At 71.5% G+C, this 14,421-nt stretch carries 13 protein-coding genes; all 13 read left to right on the forward strand.

The window, feature by feature from the left end:
• Positions 1 to 27 precede the first annotated feature (27 nt).
• The 13 genes from TSB10P1A_RS04175 (at position 28) to TSB10P1A_RS04235 (ending at position 14,407) form a co-directional block, all read left to right on the forward strand.
• Positions 28 to 960: a thiopeptide-type bacteriocin biosynthesis protein gene (locus tag TSB10P1A_RS04175; RefSeq protein WP_186386635.1), complete on the forward strand. Its 933-nt coding sequence runs from the start codon at positions 28 to 30 to the stop codon at positions 958 to 960.
• Positions 957 to 2,297 (forward strand): YcaO-like family protein, encoded by a 1,341-nt coding sequence (locus TSB10P1A_RS04180; RefSeq protein WP_186386636.1) that lies wholly within the window; start codon positions 957 to 959, stop codon positions 2,295 to 2,297. The genes TSB10P1A_RS04175 and TSB10P1A_RS04180 overlap by 4 nt, the downstream gene beginning before the upstream one ends.
• A 14-nt stretch (positions 2,298 to 2,311) precedes the next feature.
• Entirely contained in the window at positions 2,312 to 3,040 is a 729-nt protein-coding gene (locus tag TSB10P1A_RS04185) for a hypothetical protein (RefSeq protein ID WP_186386637.1), read from the forward strand.
• Complete coding sequence (locus TSB10P1A_RS04190) at positions 3,034 to 5,361, forward strand: nitroreductase family protein (RefSeq protein ID WP_186386638.1); 2,328 nt, start codon at positions 3,034 to 3,036, stop codon at positions 5,359 to 5,361. Before TSB10P1A_RS04185 ends, TSB10P1A_RS04190 begins: the two co-directional genes overlap by 7 nt.
• Positions 5,358 to 6,287, forward strand: coding sequence for a hypothetical protein (locus tag TSB10P1A_RS04195; protein ID WP_186386639.1), 930 nt, complete (start codon positions 5,358 to 5,360; stop codon positions 6,285 to 6,287). The genes TSB10P1A_RS04190 and TSB10P1A_RS04195 overlap by 4 nt, the downstream gene beginning before the upstream one ends.
• Entirely contained in the window at positions 6,284 to 7,198 is a 915-nt protein-coding gene (locus TSB10P1A_RS04200) for a VOC family protein (RefSeq protein ID WP_186386640.1), read from the forward strand. Before TSB10P1A_RS04195 ends, TSB10P1A_RS04200 begins: the two co-directional genes overlap by 4 nt.
• The gene (locus TSB10P1A_RS04205) at positions 7,195 to 8,577 is read left to right on the forward strand and encodes an efflux RND transporter periplasmic adaptor subunit (protein WP_186386641.1); all 1,383 of its coding nucleotides are present in this window, start codon (positions 7,195 to 7,197) and stop codon (positions 8,575 to 8,577) included. The genes TSB10P1A_RS04200 and TSB10P1A_RS04205 overlap by 4 nt, the downstream gene beginning before the upstream one ends.
• Positions 8,578 to 8,588: 11 nt before the next feature.
• Positions 8,589 to 9,323, forward strand: coding sequence for an ABC transporter ATP-binding protein (locus tag TSB10P1A_RS04210; protein WP_186386642.1), 735 nt, complete (start codon positions 8,589 to 8,591; stop codon positions 9,321 to 9,323).
• A complete protein-coding gene (locus TSB10P1A_RS04215) occupies positions 9,320 to 11,491 on the forward strand; it encodes a hypothetical protein (RefSeq protein ID WP_186386643.1) in 2,172 nt (723 codons plus the stop codon). The genes TSB10P1A_RS04210 and TSB10P1A_RS04215 overlap by 4 nt, the downstream gene beginning before the upstream one ends.
• On the forward strand, positions 11,485 to 12,300 hold the full coding sequence (locus tag TSB10P1A_RS04220; RefSeq protein WP_186386644.1) for a ChaN family lipoprotein: 816 nt from the start codon (positions 11,485 to 11,487) through the stop codon (positions 12,298 to 12,300). Before TSB10P1A_RS04215 ends, TSB10P1A_RS04220 begins: the two co-directional genes overlap by 7 nt.
• A 429-nt stretch (positions 12,301 to 12,729) precedes the next feature.
• Positions 12,730 to 13,182: a response regulator transcription factor gene (locus tag TSB10P1A_RS04225; protein ID WP_186386645.1), complete on the forward strand. Its 453-nt coding sequence runs from the start codon at positions 12,730 to 12,732 to the stop codon at positions 13,180 to 13,182.
• 107 nt (positions 13,183 to 13,289) lie between these two features.
• Entirely contained in the window at positions 13,290 to 13,835 is a 546-nt protein-coding gene (locus TSB10P1A_RS04230) for a pyridoxamine 5'-phosphate oxidase family protein (protein WP_186386646.1), read from the forward strand.
• The gene (locus TSB10P1A_RS04235; protein ID WP_244292974.1) at positions 13,832 to 14,407 is read left to right on the forward strand and encodes a GNAT family N-acetyltransferase; all 576 of its coding nucleotides are present in this window, start codon (positions 13,832 to 13,834) and stop codon (positions 14,405 to 14,407) included. Before TSB10P1A_RS04230 ends, TSB10P1A_RS04235 begins: the two co-directional genes overlap by 4 nt.
• Positions 14,408 to 14,421 lie beyond the last annotated feature (14 nt).

Here is a 14,421-nt window from a genome sequence, read left to right on the forward strand (position 1 = left end):
GGAGCAGGGCATGAGGGAGAGCAAGCCATGACGGGAGCGAACGACGCCGCGGCGGCGCATGGCGCGCGCTGGATCTATTTCAAGCTCTATCCCGGCCTGTTCGGCGCCGGTCTCGACCATGTCGTCGCCCATGATCTGGCGCCGCTCGCCGGGCGCGGCGATGTCGCCAAATGGCATTTCCTGCGCATGATCGACGATGGCGGCCCGCATCTGCGCGTGCGCTTCCTGCCGGCCGATCCGCACGCGCGGGAGCCGCTCGCCGCACGCATCGAGCGGGAGCTGCGCACCCTTGCCGATGAACTGCCCTTCACGCCGGAGAGCCCGTTCACGCCGCTGGTCGCCACCCGCCGGACGGACGGCGCGGCGGCGGCAATGGTGCCGGCTCCCCGCGCCCCCCGTGCTCATGTCCAGCGCGACGCCTACGAGCCGGAGACCGGCAAATATGGCCTTGGCGAGATGCTGGAGGCCTGCGAAACCCATTTCCAGGTGTCGAGCGAGATCGCCGCCGCCGCGATTGCCGTGGAGCTGCTGGAGGGCCGCTCGCGCAAGGGGATCGCGCCGCTGCTGATGGCGCGCTGCGTCCATCTGTTCGAGCTGCCGAGACCCTCGCGCCAGTTCCTCGCCGACTATTGCGACTACTGGCTGCGCGGCGCCGACCCGGCCGAGGACCATCGCGGCCGCTTCGCCGAACGGATCGCGGATCTGCGCATCCTCCCCTTCGATCCGCTGGATGCGGATGCGCTGCTCGTCGCTGGCGAACAGGATCTGCTCGCCCGCTGGGAGGCGTCGATCCGCCAGGTGTCGCGCGCCGCCGGGCGGCACTTTGCGCGCAACGACAATTTCCGCGACCAACTGGCCTTCAACCTCTGCCACCTGATGATGAACCGGCTCGGCTTCCCGGCCACCGACGAAGCCTATCTCGCCTGCCTCGTCGCGGCCTTCGACCGGGTGCCGGCATGATCGACGTGTTCGACAAGAGCGCGTTTTCCGCCCGCGTTCCCTGGTCCTCCATCCTCAGCCCCTCCTGCGGCATCGTCCAGAGCGTGGCGGGTATCGACGACGAGGAACTGGGCGTGCCGGACTTCCGCCGGCGCACCGCGCGCCTGTGCAACGTCTCGCTGGCCTATCCCTGGATCCGCGCCGGCGACGGCACCAGCACGGCCGAGACCCTGACCGCCGGCAATGGCGGCGACCTGCGCGCCGATCTCGCCTATGTGCGGGCGGTGGCGGAGGCGGCCGAGCGCTATGCCAGCTCGGTCTTCGACGAGACCGACTACATCCTCGCCAGCGCCCGCGAGCTGGGCTCGGCCGCCCTCGACCATCGCCGCTGGCCGAAATGCAGTGCTGCGGAGCTCGCCGATCCGCGCTGCCAGCTCCATGCCTTCGATCCCGACCGGCCGATCCGCTGGGTCGAGGGCCACTCGGTGACGCGAGGGCGCAAGGTCTGGCTGCCGCTGGTGATGTCGCATCTGGTGTTCGAGCTGCTGCCGGGCGAGGCGTTCTGGGCGCCGATCACCACCGGCATCGCGCTGCATGACTGTCCCTATCGCGCGGCGGTCGCGGCGATCTGCGAGAGCATCGAGCGCGACGCCATCGCGCTCACCTGGATCTGCCGTCTGCCGCTGCCCCGGCTCGTCCTCGACGCCGCGCCGCCGCACGAGGTCGGCGAGGCGCTCGCCCGCACCGCGGGCCTGCCGCTGCAGCACCAGTTTTTCGACGCGACCACCGATCTCGGCGTGCCGACGGTCTATCTGCTGCAGACATACGAGGGCCATCCGCAGCTTGCCAGCTTCGTCGGCTGCAGCACCGAGTTCGACCCCTGGACGGCCTGCGGCAAGGTGGTGCGCGAGGCCTGCGTCGCGCGCACGGCGATCCCCTATTTCCAGGAGATCCCGGACGATCCGCTGCGCTTCACCCGCCTCGAATTCGGCGCCAGCTACATGGGCCGGCCGGAGCAGGCCGGCGCCTTCGACTTTCTCGCCGGTCACGGCCGGGAGAGCCCGATCTCGCGGCTCGCGCCCGGCAGCCAGGTGGATGCGCGCGAAGAGTTCGACTGGCTCGTCGCCCGGTTCCGGGCGCTCGATTTCGAGCTGACGCTGGTCGACCTCACCACCGACGATCTGCGCGAGCAGGGCTTGAGCGTCATCCGTGCCGTCACGCCGGACCTGATGCCGCTCGATTTCCTGCCCTCGGCCCGCTACCTCGGCCATGCGCGGCTGCACGACTATCCGCTCAAGGCCGGCTACGGCCGTTTCGAGCGCGCCGCCGCCAATCCCTATCCCCAGCCCTTCGCGTGAGAGGAACCGACGAGATGGCCGATTTCCTGGCGCCCGCCTCCCCGATCTCCGCCCCGGCCGCCGCGCCGGTCCTGCAATGCGTCATCTCCGGCGCCTTCGGGCGCCGGGTACTCGAGGCGCTGCGCGCGGAAGGGGTGGCGATTGCCGCGGCCGTCGATCTCGACGGCGCGGCCGACCCGGTCGAAGCCCTCTCGGGGCTGCCGGCCGCCGACACCTTGGTGATCCTCGACGTCGACCGGCCGGAGGTCCTGACGCGGCTGTGGGACCGGCTCGTCGGCAGCGGCTGCCGGCTGCATCTGATCGGCCTCCTGGACGACGGGCTGACCATCGGGCCGCAGTTCCGCGCAGGCCGGCCGGGCTGTCCGGAGTGTTTCGCCCGCCGCCGCCTTGCCGTGTCGAGCCAGGACGACGCCGGCCGGCTCGACAAGCTGAGCCGCACCTGTCTGGCGCGCCTGCCGGAGGCGCGGCCGGGCTTTCCGCCCTATCTGCCGGCGCTGGCCGCCAGCGCCCTTGCCGCGCGGCTGCGCCGCCCGCTGGAGGAGAGCGACGGGCGCTTCCTGCGCTTCCTCACTGACGGCAGCTTCCTGGAAGAGGGGCACCTGCTGGCGCTGCATGGCTGCCGCTGTCGCGGCACTGTCCCCGGCGGCCGGCGCACCACCCGCCATCTTGCCGCGATGCTCGGCCTGCCCGCCGCGGAGGACGCCGCGCCCGAACCGGAGACCCGGGAGGCGCCGGCATGGTAGTAGTCGAGCGCGCCCATGCCCGCGAACTCGCCGCCCAGCGGGCGCATGATCCCGAACTGCTGCGGCTGTCGCTGCAAAGGCCGTATTTTCCCCCAAGCGTTCCGGTCCTGCCGTTCGGGCCGTCGCGGCTGGCGATCCTGTGCGGCGGCCGGCGCGAGGTCCTGCGCAGCACCGTTCCGCACGCGCTGGTCAGGCGGCTGCTCGGCCTGTGCGACGGCACGCGGGCACCTAGCGAGATCGCGGAGGCTCTTGCCCCCGACTTCGGCGGCGCCGGGGAGGCGCTGCGCAATGTCGACGAACTGGTGACCCTGCTGGACCGGCGCGGGCTGATGCAGGACGGCGTGCCGGATGCGGCGGACGGCGTGCCGCTGCGCGAGGCGGAGACCGAGCGGTTCTGGGAGCAGGTCGTCGCCGCCGACAGCGTCCACCGCTCGCGCGCCGCCTTGCGCGCGGCGGTCGACCGGTTCCGGGTGCGCGTCCTTGGCCCGGCCTCCCTTCGCGGCGAAGCGGAAGCGGCGATCCGCGCCGCCGGCCTGCGCCTCGCCCATGCCGGCGCGCCGGATGTCGCCCTGGTGCTGTATGGCGATCCGGCGGATCTGTGCCCGTCGCCGGAGCCCCTGTCGCCCTTGCCCCTGCAACCGGGCACGCTGGTGCTGTTCGCCGGCGGTGGGCCTGAGAGCTTCCGGCTCGGGCCGCTGGTGCCGGCCGAGGCGGCGGCGACCGTCGCCGGCTGGCTTGCCGGTCCCTGGCTGGAGACGCCAAGCCATGACCGGTCCGCGCCGGTGCTGGAGGGTCTGCGTGCCAGCCTTTCCGCCGCGCGGCTGTTCCGCCTTGCCTGCGGCCTGGAGCGCGGCCGCAAGTTCAACAGCGTCGAAGTGTTCGCGCGCCGCGCGCCGGGTGCACCAATCACCCGCGAGATCGCTCTCGTCTCGCCCTATGTCGCGGCGTCGGCGGACCTGCCCGACCCGGCGATGCTGGTGGCCGCCGCCCAGTCGGGCATCGAGGAGCTGTTCAGCCGGCACCTCAGCCCGCGCACCTATCTGATGCATTATGCCAGCAAGAACCGGAAGCTGGCGGCCGGCCCGGCGCCGGCCTTCCACGGCGTGCCGACGCTGGCCTTGCCCACCGCTGATCCCGATGCCGATCCCGGAGCCGATCCCGGCACTGCGGCGACCATGGCTTCTCGCCTGTCGCTGCTGTGCGGATGGGCCTTCGGCGAGGACGAGGGCCGGCGCCTCACGCCGTCCGGCGGCGATCTGCGCTCGGCCGCGCTCATCGTCAACCTGCCGCAGGACACCGACCTTCCGGCGGGCCTCTATCGCTATCGCGACGCCGATCATCTGCTTGAGCGTGTTGGCGCGCCGCTGGTGGGCGCCGAAACCGGCCTGCCGGACAACGGCCCTGCCTTCCTTGTCGTCTCGCGGCTGCGGCGGGTGGCGCGCAAGTACCAGGACGCGGCCTACAAGATCTGCGGCCTCGACGCCGGCGTCTCCAGTGCCGTGCTGATGGAGACGGCAGCGCGGCTCGGCCTCGACCTTGTCGTGCGCAGCGACCTCGACATGGGTGCCATCGAGCGCCGCCTGCCGCTCCCTTTCCTCGACGACCGCCACATGCTGTCGCTCTGCCTCGCGGCCCCGGACGACAGTGCCGACCCGCCGCACGAGCCGGAGCACGACCCGCTGGACGACCCGCAGGCCCTTCACGAACCGCGCCTGCCGCACTGGATCGTCGCGCTCGGCAAGGCACCGCTGCGGGATCGCCAGCTCCCCGCGCCGGCCGAGCCGCAGCCCTCGCTGGGGGATCTGGCGCGCATGGGCGAGGTGCTGCGCGCGCGCCGGGCGGTGCGCCTGCTGCCGCCCGCGCCCCTGTCGCCGGAGACGATCCTTGCGCTTCTCGCCGAGGCGCGGGCCGGCGCCGCTCGCCATGCGCCGAGCCTTGCGCCCCATCTGCGCTTCGTCGCGGTCGACCGTGCCCGCGGCCTGGTGGTGGAGGGCTGCGACGGCCAGCCGCGCTGGTCGCCCGGCATCGGCGACACCCGCGTCTTCTGGCAGTCCGTGCCCGACATGGCTCCGGCCCTGCTGGTCGCCGGGCTGGAGATGGCGCCGCTGGCGCGGGGCACTGGCGCGCCGGGCTATCGCTACGCGCTGCAGGCGCTCGGCGCCGGGCTGCATCTCGCCTGGCTCGGCGCCTGCGCACGGGGGCTGCAGGGCACGCTGCTCGGCGGCGTCTTCAACGAGGGGCTGAATGCCTGCCTGCCGGGCGAAAGCTGGCGGATCGCGCCGATTGCCGGGCTGGCGGTCGGGGAGGGGGCGCGCTCATGAGCCGGCCCGCCGCACCCGGCATGATGGAGGCCGCCCCGATGCTGCTGGCGGCCGGCGGCCGTCTCTTCCTCATCCCGCGCGGCACCGCGCCCTATCTCAGGGTCGGCGGCCCGCTGTCGCGCGCCGTGCTGGCGCTGCTCGGCGGGCGCGATCGCGGCGCGGTGCTGGCGGATCTGGCGGCGGCGGGCGAGCCTTCGGCGGGGGCGCTGCTCTCCGCCGCCGAGGCGCTGATCGCCCGCCATGCGCTGGCGGGCCTGCCGGAGTGCCGCCCGCCCCGCCGCAGCGGCGCCGTGCTGCTCGTCGCCGGCAGCGTCCTGGCGCTGGCTGCCATCCTCCTGTGTGCCGGCTTCCTCATTGCCCAAGTCGCAGCACCGATGGAGGCCGGCTTGCCGCTCTCGCTGGCAACGCTCGGCTGGCTGGCGCTCGCCGTGCCGTGCCTCGTTCTGGCGCACGAGGCGGCGCATCTTCTGGTCGCGCGCCTCTTCGCCGTCAGGCCCTCGGCCATCGGCGTCCATCGCGGGCGCGCCGGCCTGCCGATGCCCTGGCTCGACCTGCGCGAGGCCTGGGGTCTGGCGCCGCGCGACCACGCGCTGGTGCATCTCGCCGGACCGTTCTGCGACCTGCTGCTGACCGCGCTTGCGGTGCTGCTGCTGTGGGTCGGGGCCGCGCCGGTCGCCCCGCTGCAGGCGCTCGCGCTCGCCGGCACCGCCTTGCTGCTGGCCAATCTCACGCCCTTCGGCCGCAGCGATCTGGTCGGCGCCTGCCGCGCCACCCGTGCCGACCCCGATTACGGTCCCTGCCGCCTGCAGCGGGGCCGGCTCGCCGGTCCGCCCGGCCTGATGCGGTTCGCCCGCCTCTATCTCGCGGTGCTGGCGCTGCTGCCGGCGCTCCTGTGTCTTGCCGCTCTTTCAAGGATCCTGCGATGAAAGCTCTCGTTTCCGTCCTGCTCGGCCTGCTCCTTGCCGTGCCGCCGGCCGCGGCGCAGCACGCGGTCGTCCCGCCGGGCCTCAGCGGCCCCTCCGCCGGGCCGGTCGCCGGCGCGCGGGAGAATGTCGAGACCCTCGGTTTCGTTCGCATCGCGGTGGAGGACGTGGCCGCGACCAGCCGCTGGCTGCGCGAGGAGATGGGCTTCACCCCCTGGGAGATCGGCGCGCGCGCCAGCGGCGAAGAGAGCGTCATGGTGATGCTGTCCTCCGGGCAGAGCGTCGAGTTCTTCAGCCGCCGCCCGTTCTACGAGCGGCTGGAGATGAGCGGCGCGCGCACCGTCGCGCTGGCGCTCTATGTGCGCGACATCGGCGCCGCGATGATGGCGCTGGCCGCGAGCGGCGTGCCGACCACCGACATCATTCCGCTGCATGCGGGCGGCGAGACGAGCTACCCGAAGATGTTCGACCTGCTCTTCATCCGTTCCTTCGACTTTCCCTTGTGGAACTTCAGCTTCGCGCAGCGCGACAACGCGGGCATCGCGGCGGTGCGGGCCGGCTATCCCGAATATGACGACCGCAAGTGGCAGGAGCACGGCAACGGCGCCGATGGTCTGTCCGAGGTCTGGTTCGGCGTCCGTGACCTCGCGGCGAGCGAGCGGCACCTCGCCGAACTGGCCCTGGTCGCAAGCGAGGAGCAGGGTAACGAGAAGGGCGAGCGCGTCTATACGCTCAGCGGCATGGTCCTGCGCCTCGTCTCGCCGGACCATCCCGAGCGCGGCGCGGAGATCGCCCGCCGGATCGAGGCCGGCGGCGAGGGCGCCTTTCACATCGTCTTCCGCTCCGATGCGGGGCGGGCCTCGCTCGGCGCGCAGGCGATCCCCGGCAGCGAACTCCTGCTGGAGGTGCGATGACCCTGCACGAGGCGCCGCGTCCACATCCTGTCGTGCGGCCCGGGCCGGGAGCCGGGGCCGGGCGCCGCCCTGGAGCCGAGGGCGGTGCGCCGGCGGCCGCCCAGCAGCGGCTGGAGGCGATGGACCGGCCGTTGAAACGGCCCGTGTGGAAGGGCGCCGCCGCCTGGACCGGCCTGGCCGCGCTCTGCGCCGCGGTGATCGTGCTGGCGGCGACGCGGTTCGACTGGTCCGACGACCGGGTGATCCAGGTGGCGCGCGCGGATGTGGTTCTCGACCGGGTCCGCCTCGGTCCCTTCCAGCCGGTGCTGCATGCCACCGGCCAGGTCAAGCCGCGCACCTCCGTCGCGTTGCAGAACAGCATTTCGGGCCGTGTCGATGCCGTCCATGTCAAGCCGGGCGACCGGGTCAGCGCCGGCAAGCTGCTGTTCGAACTCTCCAATCCGGAGACGGAGATGAGCTTCTTCACGCTCGAGGTGCAGGTCGCCGAACAGCTCAACGCGCTGACCCAGCGCGAGCAGAGCCTGGAGCGCGGCCGCCAGGAGGACGAGCTGGAAGTGCTGCGGCTGACCAACGAGATCGCCGAGCTCCGCATCCAGCTCGAGCGCCGCCGCCAACTGCTGACGCGGGGCCACGACAAGCCCTTCGAGGTCGACGCGCTGATGCGCCAGCAAACCCATCTGGGTGCCGTTCTGGAAATGCGCGTGGGCATGCTGAAGTCGCGGATCCAGTGGCAGGGCGACCAGGCGCAGCAGGCAAGGACCCTGTCCGGCAACCTGATGCGCAATCTGGAGACGGCGCGCGCCTCGCTCGACGCGCTGAACATCCGCGCCACCATGGACGGCACGCTCTCCGACTTCAGCGTCAAGCGCGGCGAGGTGGTGGAGCGCGGCGCCAACCTCGTCACCCTGTTCGAGCTCGGCACGCCGATCATCGAGGCGGAGGTCGACGAGATCTATCTCGACCGCCTGTCGATCGGCGACGAGGCGAGCTGGCGCGACGGCGGGGGCGGCTGGCGGGGGCTCAGGGTGCGGCGGATCCTGCCGGAGGTGATCGACGGCAAGATCACGCTGGAGATGGATTTCGTCGACGCGCCGCCGGACGGGCTCGTCCACGGCCAGCGCCTCGACATCCAGATCCGCACCCGCGCGCTTGCCGAGGACGTGCTGATCCTCGCCAATGGCGGCTTCCTCGCCCAGACCGGCGGCAACTGGGTCTTCGTGCTGGACGAGGCGAGCGGCCGGGCGACGCGGGTGCCCGTCGAGATCCTCGCCACCACCCGCGACGAGGTCGCGCTGAAGACCGGCCCCGCGCCGGGCAGCGCGGTCGTCGTCTCCTCCTATCTCGGCCTTGCCGAGGCCGATTATCTCAGGATCGAGTGAGCAGGACGGCCATGCAGATCGAGCTCCATGGGGTTACCAGGCGTTTCCGCAGCCGCAATGTCGAGACCACGGCGCTGAACGGGTTGTCGCTGGAGATCCCTTCGGGTCAGCTCACCACGGTGATCGGTCCGTCCGGCTGCGGCAAGACGACGATGCTGGCGATCATGGGCCTGCTGGAGGCGCCCGACGAGGGCGAGGTGCGCTTCGACGGCGCGCCGGTCTCGCGCCTCGGCCGCCGCCGCCGGCTGGTGCTGCGCCGGGAGCGGGTGTCCTTCGTCTTCCAGTCGCTGAACCTGATCGAGGAGATCTCGGTTCTGGAGAACGTGGCGCTGCCGGCCCGCTACATGTCGCTGCCGGCGCGCGAATGCCGGGCGCGGGCGGAGCAGGCGCTGGAGGAGATGGGCCTCGGCTTTCGCGCGCAGCATTTCCCCTTCCAGCTTTCGGGCGGCCAGCGCCAGCGGGTTGCCATCGCCCGGGCGCTGGCGATGCGCTCCGACCTGATCCTGGCGGACGAGCCGACCGGCAATCTCGACCGCGACAGCAGCGCCGGCGTGCTGGAGGCGCTGCTGGCCTGCCGGGCGCGCGGCACCACCGTCGTGCTGGTCACCCACGATCCCGATATCGCCGAACTGGGGGACTTCGTCGTCGAGATGCAGGGCGGCCATGTGGTGAACGGGCGGGCCGGGGAGTTGAGCGAGCGCCGCCCCGCCCCGTCCGGGCGCTGGGTCGAGGCGATCGCCACATGACGGGGCTCGCCGAGCCACGGACAGAGACCGCCGTCGCCGCAGGATGGACGGGGCCGCGCGCTGCCTCCGCCGACATGCTGGTGCTGCGGCTGGCGCCGCTGCCGGCCGAAATCCTCGAGGACCTCGTCTCGCCCGCCTTCCGCCGGGCACTTGCCGAGGCGGGCAAGGACGATGCGCCGCCTTCCGCCGGCCTTGCCGGCCTCTGGCCTTGCGAACTTGAGCGGATCTTCGAGGCGCTGCGCGCTCTCGCGCTGGACGCGCGCACGCTCTGGGTGCTGGACGAGGTGCGCGAGCGGCTTGCCCGGCTCGCCGCCACGCTCGGCAACCCGACCGAGAAGCCCGGCCGCCGGTTCCGCGCGGCGATGCGGCTCTTTCGCTATCTTGCCCGCGTTGCCCACAAGACCAGCCCGTACCAGCGCTACATGGGCATCGGCATCTGCGGCGGTGAGGGCCGGGCGCGGACGCGGTCGCCCCTGCGCTTCGACCTTTCGAGCCGGGACAGCCTGTCGCAGGAATGGATCGCCGTGCTGCGGCACAATCATGCCGATGCGCTCGGCCAAGGCGAGCGGTTCGAACTCGCCGGCGCCCTGTCCCCGGATGGCGACCGGCTGGACGCGGAGCTGACCAGCCTCGGCCTGACGCGCGGCGCCCTGTGGCAGACCGCCCGGCACCGCAGCTTTCGCCTGCGCCCGCCGATCGACCGGGTGTTTCGCGCCCTTGCCGGGCGCAGCTTCTCCCTGGCCGAGCTGACGGCGGCATGCCGGGCGCATGGCATCGCCGAGGCGCAAGCTGGCGATCTCGTGCACGGCCTCGTCGACCGGGGGCTGGTGCGGCGCTCTCCGGCGACGCCCGGCACGGCGGAGGCGGCGCTTGGCCGAGCCCCCGCTCCGGCGCTGCTGGCCCGTCTTGCCGCCGATCCGCTGCTGCAGGACGCGCCGAGGCTGCATCGCGACTGCTGGGTCCGGCTGCACGACCAACCGGACTACGACCTTGCCGGCCTCCGCGACCGGGTCTGCCGGGCGGTGGCGGACCTGTCGATGCCCTCGCCCGAGCACCGGCTGCTGCGCGACCTGTTCCAGGCGCTCGCCCCGCCCGGCGGCGGGGCGATGCTGCTGTCGCGCTTTGCCGAGGAGATCCAGCAGGTCGGGCCGCAGCTTCTTGCCCGCCTCTGCGATCCGGCGCTGGCCCGCCGCCTTGCCGCCGAAGGGCTCGGCCCCGGCAGCGGCCATCATCCCTTCTGCGCCCATGTCCAGCCGTTCCGCGAGGACGGCGCGCTGCGGCTGGTGCTCAACGGCACGTTCGACGAGCCGGTCTGGCTGCTCGCCCGCTACACCCAGGGCGAGGGCGAGGAAGCGGAGGCGATGCGCGGCCATCTGCGCGGCTGGCTGGCGCGGCAGAGCGCGCTGACGGGCGAACGGTTCGTCGGCCTGTCGCGCGGCAGCGAGGTGAGCAGCCTGCAGCGCCATCGCGGCCTCGTCGACCGCTACCTTGCCGGCTTCGCGCCGCCCGGCGCGGCGGTGCCGCTGCTGTCGCCGGCGGATTGCCGGGTGTCGCTGGCGCCGGGCGGGCGGCGCCTGCAAGTGGAAGACGGCGAGGGAGGGCTGCTGCGCTTCGTCAATCTCGGCAGCGTGCTGCCGTCGCCGGCCTGGGGCCTGCACCACTGGCTGATCCATCTGACCGCCCCCGTCGCGGTCATGCGGCCCGGCCTCGACAAGGGCTTCGTCGGCGACGAGACGCTGCCCGCGCGCCACCGGCCGCGCGAATATCATGGCGACTGCGTGCTCTTCCGCGAGACCTGGTACGAGACCTCGCAGGATCTGCTGGACGCGGTCTGGCGCGGGGAGGGCGAGGCGCATCTGCCGACGGTCGGCGCCATGGCGGCGCTCGCCCGCTATTTCCGCGCCCGCGGCATGCCGGCGCAGGTCTTCGTCGCCCGCAAGCCGGGCATGGACTGGCATGCCAGCAACTCGATGGCCAACCGCCACCGCAAGCCGCAATGGATCGACATCGCCAACCCGGTCTGCGTCGCCCTGTTGCGCCGGATCCTGCGCGAAAGCCGCACCGTCATGTTCCAGGAGGTGCTTCCCGGCCCGGCCGACCGGCTCGCCCGTGCCGGCGGCGGCACGCATGCGGCCGAGCTGCATCTGGAGGCGAGCCTGACATGGTAGGCGCGGCGCGGTGCCTTGCCGCCGGTCTTCTCCTGGCGCTCGCCCAGCCCCTGCCGGCCCGCTCCGCGTCCGCCGACATCGTCATCCTCGGCGAGGTGCACGACAACCGCGCGACCCATCTGGCGCAGGCCCGCCGCATCGAGGCGCTTCGCCCGGCCGCGGTGGTGTTCGAGATGCTGACGCCGCAGGCGGCCGAGCGCGTCATGGCCGCCGACCGGGCCGATCCGGCGGCGATCGCCGAGGCCGCGCGCTGGCACGAGACGCGCTGGCCGCCGTTCGAGCTCTACGCGCCGGTGTTTCTCGCCGCGCGCGAGGCGGCGATCCTCGGCATGGCGGTGACGCGCGAGGACGCCCGCAAGGCGATGTTCCTCGGCGCGAACAGGGTGTTCGGGGTGGTGTTCGGGGCGGACGGCGCCCGCTTCGGCCTCGACCTTGCGCTGCCGCCGGACGAGCAGGGCGCGCGCGAGGCGCTGAAGGCGCGGACCCATTGCGGCGCGCTGCCGCCGGTGCTGCTGCGCGGCTTCGTCGAGGCGCAGCGCCTGCGCGACGCGGCGCTGGCGCTCTCGGCGCTCTCGGCCTTGGCGACGCATGGTCCGCCGGTGGTGGTGATCGCCGGCCACGGCCATGCCCGCACGGACTGGGGCGTCCCGCGCCTGATCGCATTTGCCGATCCGCACGTCACCGTCCACTCGGTCGGCTATGTCGAGACGCCGGACGACGCCTCCTTCGACGAAACCGTTCTGGTGCCCGCGACCCCGCGCGGCGACCCTTGCGGATCGCCTCCGGGCCGCCCTGCAACAGGCCCTTGATCCGGTCGATCGTCTTCGGGACCTAAGCGGTTGGGCGCCCCGCCCCGCCCCCGGCCCGCCGCTTGGGGCGAAGCAGTGCCTCTGCATCCGAAAGATGTGGACCGTCGCCCCTCAACTAAAAAGAGCGCCCCTCAAGCCTCCAGCCGTCATTGTCGGTCGACGGCTGCCCCGGCCGCTCGCCGTTTCCTGCGGAAATACCTTGTTTTGGACGTAGCCGTTTCGCGTATTTATGTGGAATACATTGGTCTATCGTCGCGTAATGTTCTGTTTATATAAAAATATGATTGTTGTATTTTGTAATATATTTATGAAACGCATTTGTTGAAGCTTGATATGAACCTGAAAATGGGAAATGCGGTCTATTTATTTGTCTTTATTGATTTGCTTATTTTTTAATTCGACAGCGCAAATATTTTGAGGGTGCCTGGCATGACGGAGCCTGCAAAATTCAACGTGGTCCTGGAACTGGCGGAACTGTCGCAGGGCGGTCTCGGCATAAGCAGTTCCAGTCTCCTCGCCCTCATTGAAGGCATGAAGACAGCCTGTCGGCATGGCGAGCACGGCTACGACGTCGACGACCGACCCTGCCTTGACGATCGCATCACCCTGAACTTCCATCTGGTCGTCGATCATTCGCAGGCGGATGCGGCCTGTCCCGCCCTCGGCCTCGATCTGACGAGGCGCCAGACCGAGATCGCCCATCTGCTGGAGCGCGGACTGACCAACAAGGAGATCGCCAACAAGCTGAACATCAGCCCCGCCACGGTCAAGAACCACGTGCATGCGATCCTCGGCAGGCTGCATCTCGACCGGCGGAGCAAGGTTGCGGCCTACCTGCGGGCCAGGTCGTCGCCGGTGGTCGCGGCGCCTGCGCCCTCGTAAGGCGCGGATGCCGTTGGCGGCACCCTCCGAAGTTGTGACGGCTCGACCGTCTCCTGCAACCCATGGTATCCATTCCGGGTTCCGGATCGAAAGGACGTGTGTGCGACATGGCTGTTGCTGAAAAGCTGAATCAGACGTTGCGGAGCTTCATCGAAGGATCCGACCTGTTCTTTGTCGGCACCGCCGCGCCGGAAGGGCGGGTCAACATTTCGCCGAAGGGCCTCGATACCTTGCGCATCCTCGCCGACGACCGGATCGTGTGGCTCAATCTCTCGGGAAGCGGCAACGAGACGGCCGCTCATCTTCGCGAAGCGGATCGCATGACGCTGATGTTCTGCGCCTTCACCGGCGAGGCGCGCATCCTGCGGGTCTATGGCCGGGCACAGGTGCTGCATCCACGCGACGCGGGCTTCGACGCGCTCGCCGGGATGTTCCGCCCGATGGCCGGCACGCGGCAGATCTTCGACCTGGCGATCGACATGGTCCAGACCTCCTGCGGCTCCGGCGTTCCGGTCATGACCCTGGAACGCCAGCGCGGCGAGGAGGAGCTGGTGCCGTTCTATGCCGACATGGGGCCGGAGGGCGTCGAGGCCTATTGGCGGCGCAAGAACGTCCTCAGCATCGACGGCAAGCCGACCGGGATCCTGCCGTGAACCTCCCGGCCGTCGAGACGCACCCGCTGACCCCCGACCGGTTCGGCGACTTCGAGCGGCTGATGGGGCCGAAGGGCGGCTATGGCGGCTGCTGGTGCATGCTCTGGCGGCTCGGCAAGGCGGCCTATGACGAGGGCCGCGGCGGGGCCAACCGCGCGGCGATGGAGGACGTCGTGCGCGCCGGCCCTCCGCCGGGCGTGCTCGCCTATGACGGCGACCTGCCGGTCGGCTGGGTCTCGGTCGCCCCGCGCCAGGCGTTTGTGCGCCTGTCGTCCTCGCGGGTGCTGAAGCCGGTCGACGGGCGGCCGGTCTGGTCGGTGTCCTGCCTGTATGTCGCGCGCGGCCATCGCCGGAAGGGGATTTCCGGGCCCTTGCTCCGGGCCGCGGCCGATCTGGCGCGCAGCCACGGCGCCGCGTGCCTCGAGGGCTATCCCGTCGCGCCGGACAAGTCCTCCTATCCCGTCTCCTATGCCTGGACGGGGTTTCACGAGACCTTCCTGCGCGCCGGCTTCCGGGAGGTGGCGCGCCGCTCGCCGACGCGGCCGATCATGCGCCTCGAGCTTGCCCCCTGAGCTTGTTGCCCCGT

This window comes from Stappia sp. TSB10P1A (assembly GCF_900185725.1).
In the GTDB taxonomy this organism is placed as follows: Bacteria; Pseudomonadota; Alphaproteobacteria; order Rhizobiales; family Stappiaceae; genus Stappia.

Excerpts from the sequence above, each read along its gene's own strand:
- TSB10P1A_RS04205 (WP_186386641.1), top strand. The coding sequence starts at position 7,195 with ATGACCCTGCACGAGGCGCCGCGTCCACATCCTGTCGTGCGGCCCGGG.
- TSB10P1A_RS04180 (WP_186386636.1), top strand. The coding sequence starts at position 957 with ATGATCGACGTGTTCGACAAGAGCGCGTTTTCCGCCCGCGTTCCCTGG.
- TSB10P1A_RS04230 (WP_186386646.1), top strand. The coding sequence starts at position 13,290 with ATGGCTGTTGCTGAAAAGCTGAATCAGACGTTGCGGAGCTTCATCGAA.
- TSB10P1A_RS04210 (WP_186386642.1), top strand. The coding sequence starts at position 8,589 with ATGCAGATCGAGCTCCATGGGGTTACCAGGCGTTTCCGCAGCCGCAAT.
- TSB10P1A_RS04220 (WP_186386644.1), top strand. The coding sequence starts at position 11,485 with ATGGTAGGCGCGGCGCGGTGCCTTGCCGCCGGTCTTCTCCTGGCGCTC.
- TSB10P1A_RS04195 (WP_186386639.1), top strand. The coding sequence starts at position 5,358 with ATGAGCCGGCCCGCCGCACCCGGCATGATGGAGGCCGCCCCGATGCTG.
- TSB10P1A_RS04225 (WP_186386645.1), top strand. The coding sequence starts at position 12,730 with ATGACGGAGCCTGCAAAATTCAACGTGGTCCTGGAACTGGCGGAACTG.
- TSB10P1A_RS04175 (WP_186386635.1), top strand. The coding sequence starts at position 28 with ATGACGGGAGCGAACGACGCCGCGGCGGCGCATGGCGCGCGCTGGATC.
- TSB10P1A_RS04185 (WP_186386637.1), top strand. The coding sequence starts at position 2,312 with ATGGCCGATTTCCTGGCGCCCGCCTCCCCGATCTCCGCCCCGGCCGCC.
- TSB10P1A_RS04190 (WP_186386638.1), top strand. The coding sequence starts at position 3,034 with ATGGTAGTAGTCGAGCGCGCCCATGCCCGCGAACTCGCCGCCCAGCGG.
- TSB10P1A_RS04200 (WP_186386640.1), top strand. The coding sequence starts at position 6,284 with ATGAAAGCTCTCGTTTCCGTCCTGCTCGGCCTGCTCCTTGCCGTGCCG.
- TSB10P1A_RS04215 (WP_186386643.1), top strand. The coding sequence starts at position 9,320 with ATGACGGGGCTCGCCGAGCCACGGACAGAGACCGCCGTCGCCGCAGGA.